Source organism: Pseudomonas sp. SED1, from assembly GCF_034044025.1.
Lineage (GTDB): Bacteria > Pseudomonadota > Gammaproteobacteria > Pseudomonadales > Pseudomonadaceae > Aquipseudomonas.
In genome coordinates this window covers 73,319-87,406 of record NZ_JAXCIS010000176.1, presented here as the reverse complement: position 1 = coordinate 87,406, position 14,088 = coordinate 73,319, and the positions used below count along the sequence as shown (strand labels likewise).

General features: G+C 60.7%; 11 protein-coding genes. 6 read left to right on the top strand and 5 right to left on the bottom strand.

From position 1 onward, the window contains the following. Positions 1–95 precede the first annotated feature (95 nt). The 4 genes from SNL23_RS22255 to SNL23_RS22240 all read left to right on the top strand — a co-directional run bounded on the left by SNL23_RS22255 (position 96) and on the right by SNL23_RS22240 (position 8,417). Positions 96–1,778: a fatty acid--CoA ligase gene (locus tag SNL23_RS22255; protein ID WP_167662891.1), complete on the top strand. Its 1,683-nt coding sequence runs from the start codon at positions 96–98 to the stop codon at positions 1,776–1,778. A gap of 331 nt (positions 1,779–2,109) precedes the next feature. Further along, entirely contained in the window at positions 2,110–3,969 is a 1,860-nt protein-coding gene (locus SNL23_RS22250) for a DUF1302 domain-containing protein (RefSeq protein WP_318303537.1), read from the top strand. A gap of 43 nt (positions 3,970–4,012) precedes the next feature. Continuing rightward, positions 4,013–5,377 (top strand): DUF1329 domain-containing protein, encoded by a 1,365-nt coding sequence (locus tag SNL23_RS22245; RefSeq protein ID WP_008434250.1) that lies wholly within the window; start codon positions 4,013–4,015, stop codon positions 5,375–5,377. Positions 5,378–5,687: 310 nt separating this feature from the next. Then, positions 5,688–8,417 (top strand): LuxR C-terminal-related transcriptional regulator, encoded by a 2,730-nt coding sequence (locus tag SNL23_RS22240; RefSeq protein WP_318303535.1) that lies wholly within the window; start codon positions 5,688–5,690, stop codon positions 8,415–8,417. 9 nt (positions 8,418–8,426) lie between these two features. On the opposite strand, the gene SNL23_RS22235 is transcribed toward SNL23_RS22240, so the two are convergent. The 5 genes from SNL23_RS22235 to SNL23_RS22215 are packed head-to-tail and all read right to left on the bottom strand — an operon-like array spanning position 8,427 to position 12,239. Next, on the bottom strand, positions 8,427–8,771 hold the full coding sequence (locus tag SNL23_RS22235; RefSeq protein WP_076014401.1) for a hypothetical protein: 345 nt from the start codon (positions 8,769–8,771) through the stop codon (positions 8,427–8,429). 22 nt (positions 8,772–8,793) lie between these two features. Continuing rightward, positions 8,794–9,348, bottom strand: a complete 555-nt coding sequence (locus SNL23_RS22230; RefSeq protein ID WP_076014400.1) for a PqiC family protein — start codon at positions 9,346–9,348, stop codon at positions 8,794–8,796. 17 nt (positions 9,349–9,365) lie between these two features. After that, on the bottom strand, positions 9,366–11,021 hold the full coding sequence (locus SNL23_RS22225; RefSeq protein WP_318303533.1) for a PqiB family protein: 1,656 nt from the start codon (positions 11,019–11,021) through the stop codon (positions 9,366–9,368). Further along, positions 11,002–11,646: a paraquat-inducible protein A gene (locus SNL23_RS22220; RefSeq protein ID WP_318303531.1), complete on the bottom strand. Its 645-nt coding sequence runs from the start codon at positions 11,644–11,646 to the stop codon at positions 11,002–11,004. Before SNL23_RS22220 ends, SNL23_RS22225 begins: the two co-directional genes overlap by 20 nt. Further along, positions 11,643–12,239 carry a paraquat-inducible protein A gene (locus tag SNL23_RS22215; protein WP_318303529.1) on the bottom strand — a complete coding sequence of 199 codons (597 nt, stop codon included), beginning with the start codon at positions 12,237–12,239 and terminating at the stop codon, positions 11,643–11,645. The genes SNL23_RS22220 and SNL23_RS22215 overlap by 4 nt, the downstream gene beginning before the upstream one ends. A 164-nt stretch (positions 12,240–12,403) precedes the next feature. Here SNL23_RS22215 and SNL23_RS22210 point away from each other — a divergent pair, with 164 nt between their 5' ends. Together SNL23_RS22210 and SNL23_RS22205 are read left to right on the top strand one after the other, a co-directional pair. Then, complete coding sequence (locus SNL23_RS22210) at positions 12,404–13,048, top strand: MBL fold metallo-hydrolase (protein ID WP_076014396.1); 645 nt, start codon at positions 12,404–12,406, stop codon at positions 13,046–13,048. 218 nt (positions 13,049–13,266) lie between these two features. Then, positions 13,267–14,043, top strand: coding sequence for an OmpA family protein (locus SNL23_RS22205; protein WP_318303528.1), 777 nt, complete (start codon positions 13,267–13,269; stop codon positions 14,041–14,043). Positions 14,044–14,088 lie beyond the last annotated feature (45 nt).

Here is a 14,088-nt window from a genome sequence, read left to right as displayed (position 1 = left end):
CTGCAAATCATTCCTTTGGCTGATTTGGCTGAAACATAAGCGCTCTACAGTGCAGATGTTTCAGCCAAGACCGTGCAGTCAGATAAGGGATTCGTATGTTGCAGACTCGTGTTATCCCGCCCGCCGAAGGCGCCTACCAATACCCGCTGTTGATCAAACGCCTGTTGATGTCCGGGACACGCTACGAAAAAACCCGGGAAATCGTCTACCGCGACCAGTTGCGTTATACCTATCCGACTCTGATCGAGCGCGTCGCCCGCCTGGCCAATGTGCTGACCGAGGCTGGGGTCAAGGCCGGCGACACCGTGGCCGTGATGGACTGGGACAGCCACCGCTACCTGGAATGCATGTTTGCCATTCCGATGATTGGCGCAGTTATCCACACCATCAACGTGCGCCTGTCGCCGGAGCAGATTCTGTACACCATGAACCACGCCGAGGACCGCTTTGTGCTGGTCAACAGCGAGTTTGTGGGGCTCTACCAGGCCATCGCCGGCCACCTCACCACCGTCGACAAAACGCTGTTGCTCACCGACGGCGCGGACAAAACCGCCGAGCTGCCCAACCTCGTGGGTGAGTACGAAACGTTATTGGCAGCAGCAAGCCCGCGGTACGACTTCCAGGATTTCGACGAAAACTCCGTCGCCACCACCTTCTACACCACCGGCACCACCGGCAATCCCAAAGGCGTGTATTTCACTCATCGCCAACTGGTGCTGCACACCATGGGCGTGGCGACCATCATGGGCAGCGTCGACAGCGTGCGCCTGCTGGGCACCAACGACGTCTACATGCCGATCACCCCGATGTTCCATGTGCACGCCTGGGGCTTGCCCTATGTGGCGACCATGCTCGGCCTGAAGCAGGTTTATCCTGGCCGCTACGACCCCGAATACCTGGTGGAGCTGTGGCGCAAAGAGAAGGTCACGTTCTCCCATTGCGTGCCGACCATCCTGCAAATGGTGCTCAACGCCAAGGCTGGCCAGGGCGTGGATTTCAGCGGCTGGAAAATCGTCATCGGCGGCAGCGCGCTCAATCGTTCGCTGTATGAAGCATCCAAGGCCCGTGGGATTCAACTGACGGCAGCGTACGGCATGTCCGAGACCGGGCCGCTGGTGTCCTGCGCACACCTCAATGAAGAATTGATGGCCGGTACCGAAGACGAACGCACCACCTATCGCATCAAGGCCGGCGTGCCCGGGCCTTTGGTGGAAGCGGCGATCATCGATGGCGACGGCAACTTCCTGCCCGCCGACGGTGAATCCCAAGGCGAATTGGTACTGCGCGCACCGTGGCTCAGCGAAGGCTACTTCAACGAGCCGGAAAAGGGCGCGGAGCTCTGGGCCGGCGGCTGGATGCACACAGGTGATGTGGCCACCCTCGACGCGTTTGGCGTGATCGATATTCGCGACCGCATCAAGGATGTGATCAAGACTGGCGGCGAGTGGATCTCGTCCCTGGCGTTGGAAGACCTGGTCAGCCGTCACCCGGCGGTACGCGAAGTAGCGGTGGTGGGGATTGCCGACCCGCAGTGGGGCGAGCGCCCGTTTGCGTTGCTGGTGGTGCGTGATGGCCATGTGATAGGGGCCAAGGAGCTCAAGGAACATCTCAAGCCATTTGTGGAATTGGGCCACTTGAGCAAGTGGGCGATTCCAAGCCAGATCGCCGTTGTTACGGAAATTCCCAAGACCAGCGTCGGCAAGCTCGACAAAAAACGTATCCGTATCGACATCATCGAATGGCAAGCGAACAACAGCACCTTCCTCTCTACCCTCTGACACTGCTTGCCGTGCCCTCGCGGGCACGGCGGCGCTCTATTCCGAGCCTTCACTTGTGATTTGCCAATTTTCAGCCATCCTTCCGTCGCTGACCTTCGTCAGCATGGCGAAAAGGACTGTGGCAGACGGGTTGGTGATGCAAATCACACTTTAGAGGGATCAAGCGGTACCCCCTGCTGGCTATAGTTCATCCCAGAGTTTTTCAAGGTGCGGTGCTGTGAACCCGGCGGGTTCATGTGTTCGCCCGGCATTGGAATCGTTGTATTCCGGCCGTTACAAGCTCTTGGAAACGACTCACTGCCATAACAATAATGCACATGGAGTAGCGTCGATGATCTCAGCAAACCAGTTCTGGCGCCGGGCAAAACTGCCTTTGGCCGTCAGCCTCGCCTCTACGCTCGCCGGGCCTGCATTCGGCGTCAGTTTCAACATCGGTGAAATCGAAGGCAGCTTTGATTCGTCCCTGTCGGTCGGGGCCAGCTGGTCGACGGCGGGTCGCAACAAAGACCTGATCGGTGCCAACAACGGCGGCAGGGGGTTGTCGCAAACCTCTGATGACGGTCACCTGAACTTCGACAAAGGTGATTCCTTCTCGAAGATCTTCAAGGGTATCCATGACCTTGAGTTGAAATACGGCGACACCGGCGTGTTTGTCCGGGGCAAGTACTGGTATGACTTCGCGCTGCAAAACGAAGACCTGGACTTCAAGAATGTCAGCAACAACAACCGCAAAGAGGGCGCCAAGTCTTCTGGCGGGCAGATTCTCGATGCATTCGTCTATCACAACTACACCATTGCCGATCAGCCCGGTAACGTGCGGTTCGGCAAGCAGGTGGTGAGCTGGGGTGAGAGTACGTTCATCGGTGGGGGCATCAACTCCATCAACCCGATCGACGTGTCCGCATTCCGTCGTCCCGGGGCCGAGATCAAGGAGGGCCTGATCCCGGTCAACATGTTCTACGTGTCGCAGACGCTGACCGATAACTTGTCGGCAGAAGCGTTCTATCAGTTGGAATGGGACCAGACGGTAACCGACAACTGCGGCACGTTCTTCTCGCAGCCGGACGTGGTTTCCGACGGTTGCAGCAACAACCTGCGGGTGCTGAACAAGCGCTCGACCATTCCAGGCGCGGCACTGCCTACCCTGAACGCTCTTGGCGTGGATGTGAACAACGAAGGTGTGCTGGTGCGCCGTGGGCCGGACCGGGACGCCCGCGACAGCGGCCAGTTCGGTGTGGCGATGCACTACAACTTCGAGCCGCTGGACACCGAGTTCGGCGCCTACTTCATGAACTACCACAGCCGTGCGCCGATCTTCAGCGCGCAAGGCGCGCCAGCATCGGCCTATACCCGGCCTCTGGGGCCACTGGGTGCGCTGCGGCCGCTGATTGTTGCGGGCAGTTCCAACTACTTCATTGAGTACCCTGAAGACATCCGCCTGTACGGCTTGAGCTTCTCCACCACGCTGCCTACCGGTACCGCCTGGAGCGGTGAGTTGAGCTATCGGCCAAACGCGCCAGTCCAGCTCAGCACCACCGACATTCTCTATGCGGGTGTCACGCCGATCCCGGGCTTCGGGAATGCCTCGGTGCTCAAGGGCAGCCCCGGTCAGGACTTGCATGGCTATAACCGCAAGGAAGTTACGCAGTTCCAGACCACCTTTACGCACTTCTTTGACCAGGTCATGGGCGCCAGCCGTTTGACCACGGTCGGTGAAATTGGCGTGACCCACGTCGGTGGCCTGGAAAGCAAATCCGAGGCGCGTTATGGCCGTGATCCGGTGTTCGGTCCTGGCACGCTGCCAGGCGGCTTCTGTAACGCCCTTAACAACTCGACGGCCAACGGCGCTGGTCTGCCGAATGCCGCTGGCCTGAACACCAACTGCAACAACGATGGTTACACCACGGCCACCTCCTGGGGCTACCGCGCCCGTGCTATCTGGGAATACCCGGATGTCTTCGCCGGTGTGAACCTCAAGCCCAACGTGGCGTGGTCCCATGACGTCAAAGGCTACTCGCCAGGTCCTGGCGGCAACTTCGAAGAGGGTCGCAAGGCCGTCAGCCTGGGTGTCGATGCCGAGTACCAGAACACCTACACCGTCAGCCTCAACTACACCAACTTCTTTGGCGGCAAATTCACCACGGTGGATGACCGTGACTTCATCGCCTTGAGCGCTGGCGTGAACTTCTAAGCACACTCTCTTTAAGCAGTATGTTTTCAGGAAGAACCAGAACATGAAAATAACTAAAAATCTGTTGCAGGTGGGTGTGCTGGGGCTGTCGATCATGGCGGGTAGCGTCATGGCCGCTGTCTCGGCCGATGAAGCCGCCAAGCTCGGCACGACCCTGACCCCGATGGGCGCTGAAATGGCCGGCAACGCGGCCGGCACCATCCCTAAATGGTCGCCACTGCCAACCAATGCCGGCGCCGTGGATGCCCGTGGCTTCCTGGCCAACCCGTACGCCAGCGAACAACCGCAATTCACCATCACCGCGCAGAACGTCGAGCAGTACAAGGACAAGCTGGCGCCGGGGCAGTACGCGATGTTCAAGCGCTACCCGGACACCTTCAAGATGCCGGTCTACCCGACCCATCGCGGCGCCACGGTGCCGGCTGATGTGTTCGCCGCCATCAAGAAAAACGCCACCAGCACCAACCTGGTGTCTGGCGGCAACGGCCTGGAAAACTTCGAAACCGCCGTACCGTTCCCGATTCCGAAAAGCGGCGTGGAAGTCATCTGGAACCACATCACCCGCTATCGTGGTGGCAGCGTGACCCGCCTGGTGACCCAGGCTACGCCGCAAACCAACGGCTCGTTCAGCCTGGTGTACTTCCGCGACCAGTTCGTGTTCCGCGACAAGATGAAGGACTACGACCCGAAAAACCCGGGCAACATCCTGTTCTACTTCAAGCAGCAAGTGACCGCGCCGGCACGTCTGGCCGGTGGTGTGCTGCTGGTGCACGAAACCCTCGACCAGGTGAAGGAACCGCGTTCGGCGTGGGTCTACAACGCCGGCCAGCGCCGTGTGCGCCGGGCACCGCAAGTGTCGTATGACGGTCCGGGTACCGCCGCCGACGGCCTGCGTACTTCCGACAACCTCGACATGTTCAACGGTGCGCCAGACCGCTACGACTGGAAACTGGAAGGCAAGAAAGAGCTCTACATCGCCGAAAACAGCTACAAACTCGACGATCCGAAGCTCAAGTATGTCGACATCATCAAGGCCGGCCACATCAACCAGGACCTGGCGCGCTACGAGCTGCGTCGTGTGTGGCATGTGGTTGCAACCCTGAAGGAAGGCCAGCGCCACATTTACGCCAAGCGTGACTTCTTCATCGACGAAGACACCTGGCAAGCTGCGGTGATCGACCACTACGACGGTCGTGGCCAACTGTGGCGCGTGGCTGAAGCCCATGCCGAGAACTACTACGACAAGCAAGTGCCGTGGTACGCCCTCGAAACCCTCTACGACCTGCAGTCCGGCCGCTACCTGGCACTGGGCATGAAGAACGAAGAGAAGCAGGCCTATGACTTCGGTTTCACCGCCACCACCAGCGACTTCACCCCGGCGGCCCTGCGCCAGGATGGTGTTCGCTAACCTGCTGTAACAGAGGCCGCATCCTCGAAAGAAGCCCCGACTGGTTCGGGGCTTTTTTTTGCGGGACCACTGTGGCGAGGGAGCTTGCTCCCGCTGGGCTGCGTAGCAGCCCCAAAAACGGGAGCGCTGCGCACTCCAGCGGGAGCAAGCTCCCTCACCACAGAGTGTCGGTCGTTCCAGAAGAAGTCCGGATATTTTTTGTTGTAGTCTTTTTCAGACAATTGTTGCAAAGATCTACAAAGCTGCCGCTTTTACCGCTAGTCTGCGGACATCTGCAATGCCGACAACAGCCTTCTACAAGAGCCCGGCGATGACTGATCTGTCCCGAATTCAAGGGCCTGCCAGCGCGGTCATTCCGACCCTGGAAGGGCGCTTCTATCGACCCCCACTGCCTGACGGCTACGTGTTGCGACCGCGCCTGTGCGAACGGCTGAGTGAAGGTTTGGCCGGGCGTCTGTTGCTGGTCAGTGCACCGGCCGGGTTCGGCAAGAGTTCGCTGGCGGTGGAGTTCTGCCAAAGCCTGCCGGCCCACTGGCAAAGCCTGTGGTTGGGGCTCAGCCCCCGAGATAACGACCCGGGACGTTTCCTTGAACGCCTGCTCGACGGCTTGCAGCAATACTTCCCGCAGTTAGGCGCCCAGTCCCTGGGCTTGCTGAAAATGCGCCAGCGCCATCAACCTTTTGCGTTTGAAGAGTGGCTCGACGGCCTGCTGGATGAACTGACGGTGCACCTGTCGACCCAGGCGCCGCTGTTGCTGGTGCTGGATGACTACCATTTGGCCCAGGGGCCGGTACTCGACCGCTGCCTGCAATTTTTCCTCAACCATCTGCCCGACGGCCTGTTGGTGCTGGTCACCAGCCGTCAGCGCCCCGACTGGCACCTGGCGCGCTTGCGCCTGTCCCGGCATTTGCTGGAGCTGAACGAGCAGGACCTGCGCCTGACTCACGCCGAATCTCTGGCCCTGCTGGATCGCCACAGCAGTTCATTGCGCGGCGAAGCCCTGGATAACTTGATCCGACGCAGTGAAGGCTGGGTCGCCGGCCTGCGTTTCTGGCTGCTGGCGGCCTCCGAAGCCGGCAGCGAAGGCGCCTTGCCCCAAGGCCTGCACGGCGGGGAAGGGCTGATCCGCGATTACCTGCTCGAGGAAGTCATCGACTGCCTGCCAGCGGAAGTCCAGGCGTTTCTCTACGACACCGCGTCCCAGGAGCGCTTTTGCAGCGAACTGTGCGACGCCGTGCGCGAAGCCCACGACAGCACCGAAATCCTGCGCTACCTGCAGGCCCACCAGGTATTCCTGGTCCCGCTGGACGAACAGGGCCACTGGTACCGTTATCACCATCTGTTTTCCGACCTGCTGCGCACTCGGCGCGCGAGTAATGCCGTGTTGCCGGCTGCCAGCCTGCACCTGCGGGCCTGTCGCTGGTTCAATGCCCAGGGCTTGATCGATGAGGCGGTGGAGCAGGCGTTGCGGGCCGGTCACCTGGATGTGGCGGCAAACCTGGTGCAGAACCTCTCCGAAGAGCAACTGCTGGCGGAGCAAAACGTCGGCATGTTGCTGCGCTGGAAAATGGACTTGCCCGACAGTCTGTTGATGAGCACGCCCCGTCTGATCGTGCTCTACAGCTGGGCGTTGGGGTTGGCCTGCCAACTGGACGCGGCGCAAGAGTTGGCCAGCCATCTCAGCCGCTTTCTGCCGGCGCCGTCAGCCACCGCGCAAAAGTCGATGTTGGCCCAATGGCTGGCCCTCAGCGGGATCATTGCCCGAGGGCGTGGCGACCGCGAGTTGACCCAGCTGTACTGCAGCGAGGCCCTGGAAAGCCTGCCGCACAAACGCTATGGCCAGCGGTTGATGTGCCTGTCGACCCTGTCCAACCTGGCCATCGTCGATGCTGACCTGTGGCGCGCCCGTGGCTTGAACCGAGAGTCCCTGGAGCTGGCGCAGCGCGTCGGCAATCCGTTGTTCGAGGCATTGGCCCATTACGACCGGGCGCGGGTGCTACAAGCCCGTGGCGAGATCCTGCGCTCTCTGGATGAAGTGCGTCAGGGCCTGCAACGCTTGCAGGGCCTCGCGCCGCAACGCCTGTATGCGGTGCGTGCCCGCTTGGCGCTGTACGAAGGTTATCTGCTGCTGGTGCGTTGCCAGCCTGAAGCCGGGCTGGCTCGCCTGCGTGCCGGTCTGGCTGAGGCGCGGGCCTGCCGGGATATCAGCGTGCTGATCGGTCATTGCGTGATCGCCAGCTTCGAAGGTCGCCGTGGCGACTTTCCCATGGCCTTTGCCGAACTGGCCGAGGCCGAGCGCTTGATGCACATCTGGGACGTGCCGCCGATTTTCTACCTGGCGATGATCACCCTGGTCAAATGCGAACTCTGGCTGGCCCAGGGTCGCACCGACCTGGCCGACGCCTGGCTGACACGGCTGGGGCAAACGTACAACGGTGAACAGGCCGCGGCCGCGCCGGAGTTTCACCCGCACCTTCCGCAACATATCGAGCTGCAACAGGCAGCGCTCGACGCCATCCGGCATCAGCCGGCGGCCTCACTGCAACGGCTCGACGAACTGGCGCACCAGGCCCATAACAGCGGCCGGCAGATGATCAGCCTGATGGCGCTGACCCAGCAGGCGCAGTTGCTGTTGGACGGTGGTCAGGAAGCGCTGGCCCGCCCCGTGTTTGCCCGCGCGCTTGCAGCGGCTGCCGGTGGCGCGATGCAACCCTTTCAGCGCTTGCTGGAGCGCTATCCCGACTGGACGCGGGAGCAGCTTTTGCGGGATCCCTATGGTCAGATGAACCAGAGCCTGCTGGCACGCTTGCCGGATGTTGCGGTGGTTGAAACCCCACACACCCTTGAAACCCTAAGCTCCCGCGAACTGGCGGTGCTGCACCTGATCGCCCAGGGTTGCTCGAACCAGGAGATCAGCAATCAACTGTTTATCTCCCTGCACACCGTGAAAACCCACGCCAGCCATATCAACAGCAAGCTCGGTGTGGAGCGGCGCACGCAGGCGGTGGCGCGGGCGCAGGAGATGGGGTTGTTGGGGTAGGCACATCGATCAATGGGACCGGAAGCCCCAAACGATTTCCACCACGCGCTCTGCTACCAGCACATAAACCAGGATCAGCAGCAGCTGAAGCACCAAGTGATAACGAAGCTTGGCCAGCCTGCGGATTCCGTCGCTGACATTCAGCACCATCAGCAAGGTGGAAACCACGATCAAGCCCCAACCGGCCACGCTTGACGCCAGGACGCCGAGGAACAGCTCATGCTTCCCGGACAGCGCGTTGGTACCCGCGGCAAACAGCAGCGCACACACCAGCAGGTTCTTCACATTGTCGAAGACCTGAGTGCTGAAATCATTTTCCAGCAGTTGCAAATACCATTTCCAGAATGTGCGCATGGCTCAATCCTTGGCTCGATGTTTACTGCGCGGCAGGGCATTCACTCGGTAACTTGTCGGCGGCCTGGCTGAGCAGTGCGGCAAACCGTTTGACGTTGTTTTGCTGAGCGATCACCAGGTCATCAATGGTTGGGCCGGATGGCGACTGCACCACCGTGCGACACGTCAGCGGCGTGCGTTCGTCTGTGCCCGTCTGGCGCAGTCGCCATTTGACGTCGAGCAGGGCGTACTGCCCGGGGATCGAGTCAAAGCGCTGTACTTCAATACGCACCGCCAGGTTTTTCCGGTTGCTGGCGAGTTGGTCCACCAGCGCGCTGCGCAGCTCATCCACCAGGCTGGCGGCCCACCATTGCGTCTCAAGAATCGCCACGCCGCTGTCGCCCTGGCGGATGACAATCTGCGGCCGGTCGACCTGCGGCGGCACCGTAATGCTTTCAATGCGGATTTCACCCCCCGCGGTCAGGGACGCATTGCTGCGATGCACCGGCGTCAGGGTGTGAAATTGAATCGGCTCGCTGCGGCACGCCGCAAGCAGCAGCAACCCGGCGAGCAGCGTGATCTTCAGCGGGAAGGCCATGGTGGTTGCTCCTGTGGTCATTTGCGCGGTGGCCCTTGCAGGTCCGATGGCGCAGCGTTGTCGGGGCGACCACGAATCAGGGATTCGGGATGGCGTGCCAGGTAATCCGAAAGCTCTCGCAGGGAGCGCGACATGCGGCTCAGTTCATCCAGCGTCTGGGTCAACTGCTCCCGTTGCGGCGAATCCTCGGCCAGGGTCGACCTGGCTGACTGCAAGGTTTTACTCACGTCGGCCAGAGTGTTCTGCACGCGCGGGAGTGTCTTGGCGTTGACCTGACCGAGGCTTTTGCGCAATTCGACCAGGCTCCCGTCGAGGTTGCCGGCAATCCGCTCGATCGGCAGTTGGTTGATCTTGTTGACGATGCCTTCGAGTTTTTCCTGCAGTTGTTCCAGGTTGCCGGGGATGGTTGGAATATTGACGGGGCGCTGGTTTGGGTCAAAGACGACTTTTTCGGCCTTGGGGAAGAAGTCCAAGGCGATGTACAACTGGCCGGTGAGCAGGTTGCCGCTGCGAGCCTGGGCCCGCAGGCCGTGTTCAATGAAGTTGCCCATCAGGCGCACGCCGCCGGCCTCATCGTTAGGGTCATGCTTCAGGACTGTGAGCATTTTGGTGTTGGCTTCGCCGAGGCGTTGCGGGTAAATCACGATGCCGACGTTCACCGGGAAGCTACGTTTTTTCTCGTCGAAATCCAGGTTGATCGACACCACTTTGCCAAACTCGATGCCCAGGAACTCCACCGGCGCACCGACGGTGAGCCCGCGCAAGGCTTGATCGAAACGCAGGTTCAGGTATTGCCCCTTGCCATTGGGCGGTGCCAGCGCGGATTGCTGGTCGGCGAACAGTTCATAGGAGTGCTCCTCACCTGCCGGTTTGTCGTTGGGGCTGTACGGCGGGGCCAGGAAAGCGATGCCGCCTACCAGCATCGAGGACAAGGATTCGGTTTTCAGCGCAAACCCATTGGCGCCAACACTCACGTCAATCCCGCTGGCGTTCCAGAACCGGGTGTTCTCGGTGACGTAGGCGTCATTCGGCGCATGCACGAACACATCGATGTTCACGCCTTTGCCGTCGGTGTCCAAGGCATAGGCCACCACCTGGCCGACGGGGATTTTGCGGTAATAGACCGGGGAGCCGATGTCCAGCGAGCCCAAATCCTGGGTGTGCAAGGTGAAGCGCTTGCCAGGCTCGCCATAGGTGATGGGCGGCGGGTTTTCCAGGCCTGTGAAGCGGTTGGCGCGGGTATCGGACTGGCCGATGTCGGCGCCGATGTAATCCCCGGAGAGCAGCGTGTCGATGCCGGAAACGCCGCCCGCGCCAATACGCGGGCGCACCACCCAGAATTGCGAGTCTTCCCGGGTGAAGCTTTCAGCCTGCTTGGACAGTTCGATCGTGGCGTTGACGCTTTTCTGGTCATCGCTCAACTCCACGTCAGTCACCTGGCCGATCACCACATTGCGGTATTTGACGTCGGTCTTGTTGGCGGTCAGGCCGCTGCCGGTCTTGAAGGTAATGGTGATGCTCGGCCCTTGCTGAAGGATGCTGTGCACCACCAGCGAAATGCCCACCAGCACCGCGACAATCGGCACTATCCACACCAGCGAAACGCTGAAGCGCCCTGTCTTGATCGCGGGTTGGCCGGGGGGCAGCGGTTTGTCAGTGGTTTGCGACGCCATCCGGCATCTCCTCGTTGTGGGGGTTTTCCCAGATCAGGCGGGGGTCGAAACTCATTGCCGAGAGCATGGTGAACACCACCACCAGGCCAAAGAACAGAATACCCAAACGTGGCTCGATGGTACCCAGGGCCTGGAACCGCACCAGGGCCGCCACCAGCGCCACTACGATGACATCCAGCATCGACCAATAGCCAATCACCTCGACGAAGCGAAACAGCTTCGAGCGCTGCTTGCGTGCCCACTGGTTATTGCGTTGCACGGTGACCAGCAGCAGGGTCAGCGCAACGAACTTGATACCCGGCACCGCGATGCTGGCGATGAAAATGATCAGGGCAATGTCCCAGGCGCCGTGCTGCCAGAACTCCAGCACGCCACTCATGATGGTGCTGTCGGCGCCGGAGCCGAGCATCGAGGTGTTCATCACCGGCAGCAGGTTGGCGGGGACGTAAAACGCCAGTGCCGTCAGCATGTAGGCCCAGGTGCGGGTCAATGAGTGGACCTTGCGCCGGTGCAAGGGCGCATCACAGCGTTCGCACGCATCGGGGGTGGCGCGGGTGTCACAGGCCTGGCCGCAGCTGTGGCACAGGCACAGGTTCAGCTCGCTGGCGGTCGGTGGCCGGTTCATAAGGTGTCCCACAGGTCGCGAATATCGCGCCCGGCAATGCGGATCAGCAACAGGCTGAGCGCCGCCAGGGCAAACAGGCCGGTGCCAGGCAACACATCCAGCATCCCGGCGAGCTTGAACACCGCCACCATCGCGCCCAGCAGGCAAACTTCCAGCATGCTCCAGGGCCGGAGGGCTTCGAGCCAGCGCATGCAGACTTTGAACGCCGGTGAGCGCCTGCCCTTCATCGCAAAGCCCAGCACCCACATCAGCAGCAGCAACTGGAAGACTGGAGCGATGATGATGGAGATCGCCGCCACCAGCGCGATAAAGGTAATCGGGCCCTGGGCCAGCGCAACCACGGAGTCCCATAAGGTGGCGCTGCTTTTCAGGCCTTGCAGGCTGATGCTCATTACCGGGTAGAAGTTGGCGAAAACCCACAGCATGGCGGCAGTCAGGGTCAGCGCCAGGCGTTGTTCCACCGACAGCCCGTTATAGCGCTGGAGCACGCCAGCGCATCGGGTGCAGAGGGTTTTCTGATGTTTGCCGAGCGTGACTTTTTCGTACACGCAATCGCAGTGTTCACAGATGATCAATGGGCTGAGGGTCGCCACGAGTCCCACTCCAAGCGCTATAGGTTGCGCGTTGTACGTCTGGCGCCAGAGTAGCTTAGCAGTTGGCTGGTTTGATACCCGTGCACTTGCGGGTGCTTTCGGATCGGGCGTCTCGTCGAACATACTGTGCCCAAGAGTGTGTCTTCGAATTTGCAGGAATAGCCATGAATATTCAGTCCCCCGCGCTGATCCGCGAAACCTTCCCGGTTGGCCCGTTGCAGTGCAACTGCACAATTATCGGCGACCCCGTCACCAAGAAAGCCATCGTGGTCGATCCGGGCGGCAATCACGAGTTGATCCTGGCGCGCCTCGATGCGCTGGGCCTGAAGGTCGTCAGCATTATTCACACCCACGCCCATCTGGATCACTTCCTGGCTTCCGGGCAGTTGAAGGAAAAGACCGGCGCCACGTTGCACCTGCACAAGGAAGACCAGTTTCTGTGGGACAACCTGGAAATGCAGTGCCAGATGTTCCGCGTGCCGTACACACCCGTGCCGCCGCCGGATCGCTGGCTGGAGGATGAAGAGGAGCTGGCCTGCGGTTGTGGGGTCGCCTTGCACACACCTGGACACACACCGGGCTCAATGAGTTTCTGGTTCGCCGATGCGAAGTTGCTGATTGCCGGCGACACCCTGTTTCGGCGTGGCGTCGGGCGTACGGATTTGTGGGGCGGAGACCAGGCGACCATCGTGCGTTCGATCAAGCAACGGCTCTACACCCTGGATGAGACGGCGGTTGTGGTGGCGGGGCATGGTCCGGACACGCGCCTGGGAGATGAAATGCGTGAGAATCCGTTCGTGCGGGCGTGAAGGGAAACCGGGGTAGTTTTTCGGATACCAAATGGCGACTATCGGACGAAACTTATAGAAAAAATGACAATTACCGTTCAGCAAGTCTCTGCTAGGGTTTGACTGTGCACACCGGTGACCGGACATGGAATTTTTGCCGTTTGTCGTGTTCCAAGCTCGGCACAGGTCCATTGCCAATGTCCTCTGCATCACAGAATGCAAAAGTAGGAGCTTCCTTCATGTTCACTTCTCGTCGTCTGCTTGTTGTCGCTACCGCCGTAGCCTTGTTGTCCGGCTGCGCTTCACCTAATCCTTATGACGGCAGCCAGGGACAGGCGAATAATGGTTCAGAGGGCGGCATCAGCAAAACCGCCAAATACGGTGGCCTGGGGGCCCTGGCCGGTGCGCTGGCAGGTGCCGCCATTGACCACAACAACCGCGGCAAGGGCGCGCTGATCGGTGGCGCTATCGCCGGCCTCGGCGCTGCCGGCTATGGCTACTACGCGGACCAGCAGGAAAAGAAACTGCGCGAAAGCATGGCCAATACCGGGGTTGAAGTGCAGCGCCAGGGCGATCAGATCAAGCTGATCATGCCGGGTAACATCACCTTCGCCACCAACTCGGATGCGATCTCCAGCAGCTTCTACACGCCGCTGAACAACCTGGCGAACTCCCTCAAGCAGTTCAACCAGAACACCATCCAGATCGTTGGCTACACCGACAGCACCGGCAGCCGCCAGCTCAACATGGACCTGTCCCAGCGTCGTGCGCAGAGCGTGGCTAATTACCTGACGTCCCAGGGTGTCAGCCCGACCAACCTGACTGCTCGCGGTGCCGGCCCGGATAACCCGATTGCCAGCAACGCTGACGTCAATGGCCGTGCCCAGAACCGTCGCGTAGAGGTTAACCTGGGTCCGATTCCTGGCCAGCAATACGGTCAGCCGGGCGCCCAGCAGCAACAGGCGCCGCAACAGAACAACCAGTTCCAAGGCAACCCGTACCAGCAGTACCAGTAACCGCCAGCCAATAAAAAGGGCGCCGTGCAATCAATGCACGGCGCC

Bases quoted from the DNA above. Each gene is read 5' to 3' on its own strand.
- SNL23_RS22255 (WP_167662891.1), top strand. From the start codon at position 96: ATGTTGCAGACTCGTGTTATCCCGCCCGCCGAAGGCGCCTACCAATAC.
- SNL23_RS22250 (WP_318303537.1), top strand. From the start codon at position 2,110: ATGATCTCAGCAAACCAGTTCTGGCGCCGGGCAAAACTGCCTTTGGCC.
- SNL23_RS22245 (WP_008434250.1), top strand. From the start codon at position 4,013: ATGAAAATAACTAAAAATCTGTTGCAGGTGGGTGTGCTGGGGCTGTCG.
- SNL23_RS22240 (WP_318303535.1), top strand. From the start codon at position 5,688: ATGACTGATCTGTCCCGAATTCAAGGGCCTGCCAGCGCGGTCATTCCG.
- SNL23_RS22235 (WP_076014401.1), bottom strand. From the start codon at position 8,771: ATGCGCACATTCTGGAAATGGTATTTGCAACTGCTGGAAAATGATTTC.
- SNL23_RS22230 (WP_076014400.1), bottom strand. From the start codon at position 9,348: ATGGCCTTCCCGCTGAAGATCACGCTGCTCGCCGGGTTGCTGCTGCTT.
- SNL23_RS22225 (WP_318303533.1), bottom strand. From the start codon at position 11,021: ATGGCGTCGCAAACCACTGACAAACCGCTGCCCCCCGGCCAACCCGCG.
- SNL23_RS22220 (WP_318303531.1), bottom strand. From the start codon at position 11,646: ATGAACCGGCCACCGACCGCCAGCGAGCTGAACCTGTGCCTGTGCCAC.
- SNL23_RS22210 (WP_076014396.1), top strand. From the start codon at position 12,404: ATGAATATTCAGTCCCCCGCGCTGATCCGCGAAACCTTCCCGGTTGGC.
- SNL23_RS22205 (WP_318303528.1), top strand. From the start codon at position 13,267: ATGTTCACTTCTCGTCGTCTGCTTGTTGTCGCTACCGCCGTAGCCTTG.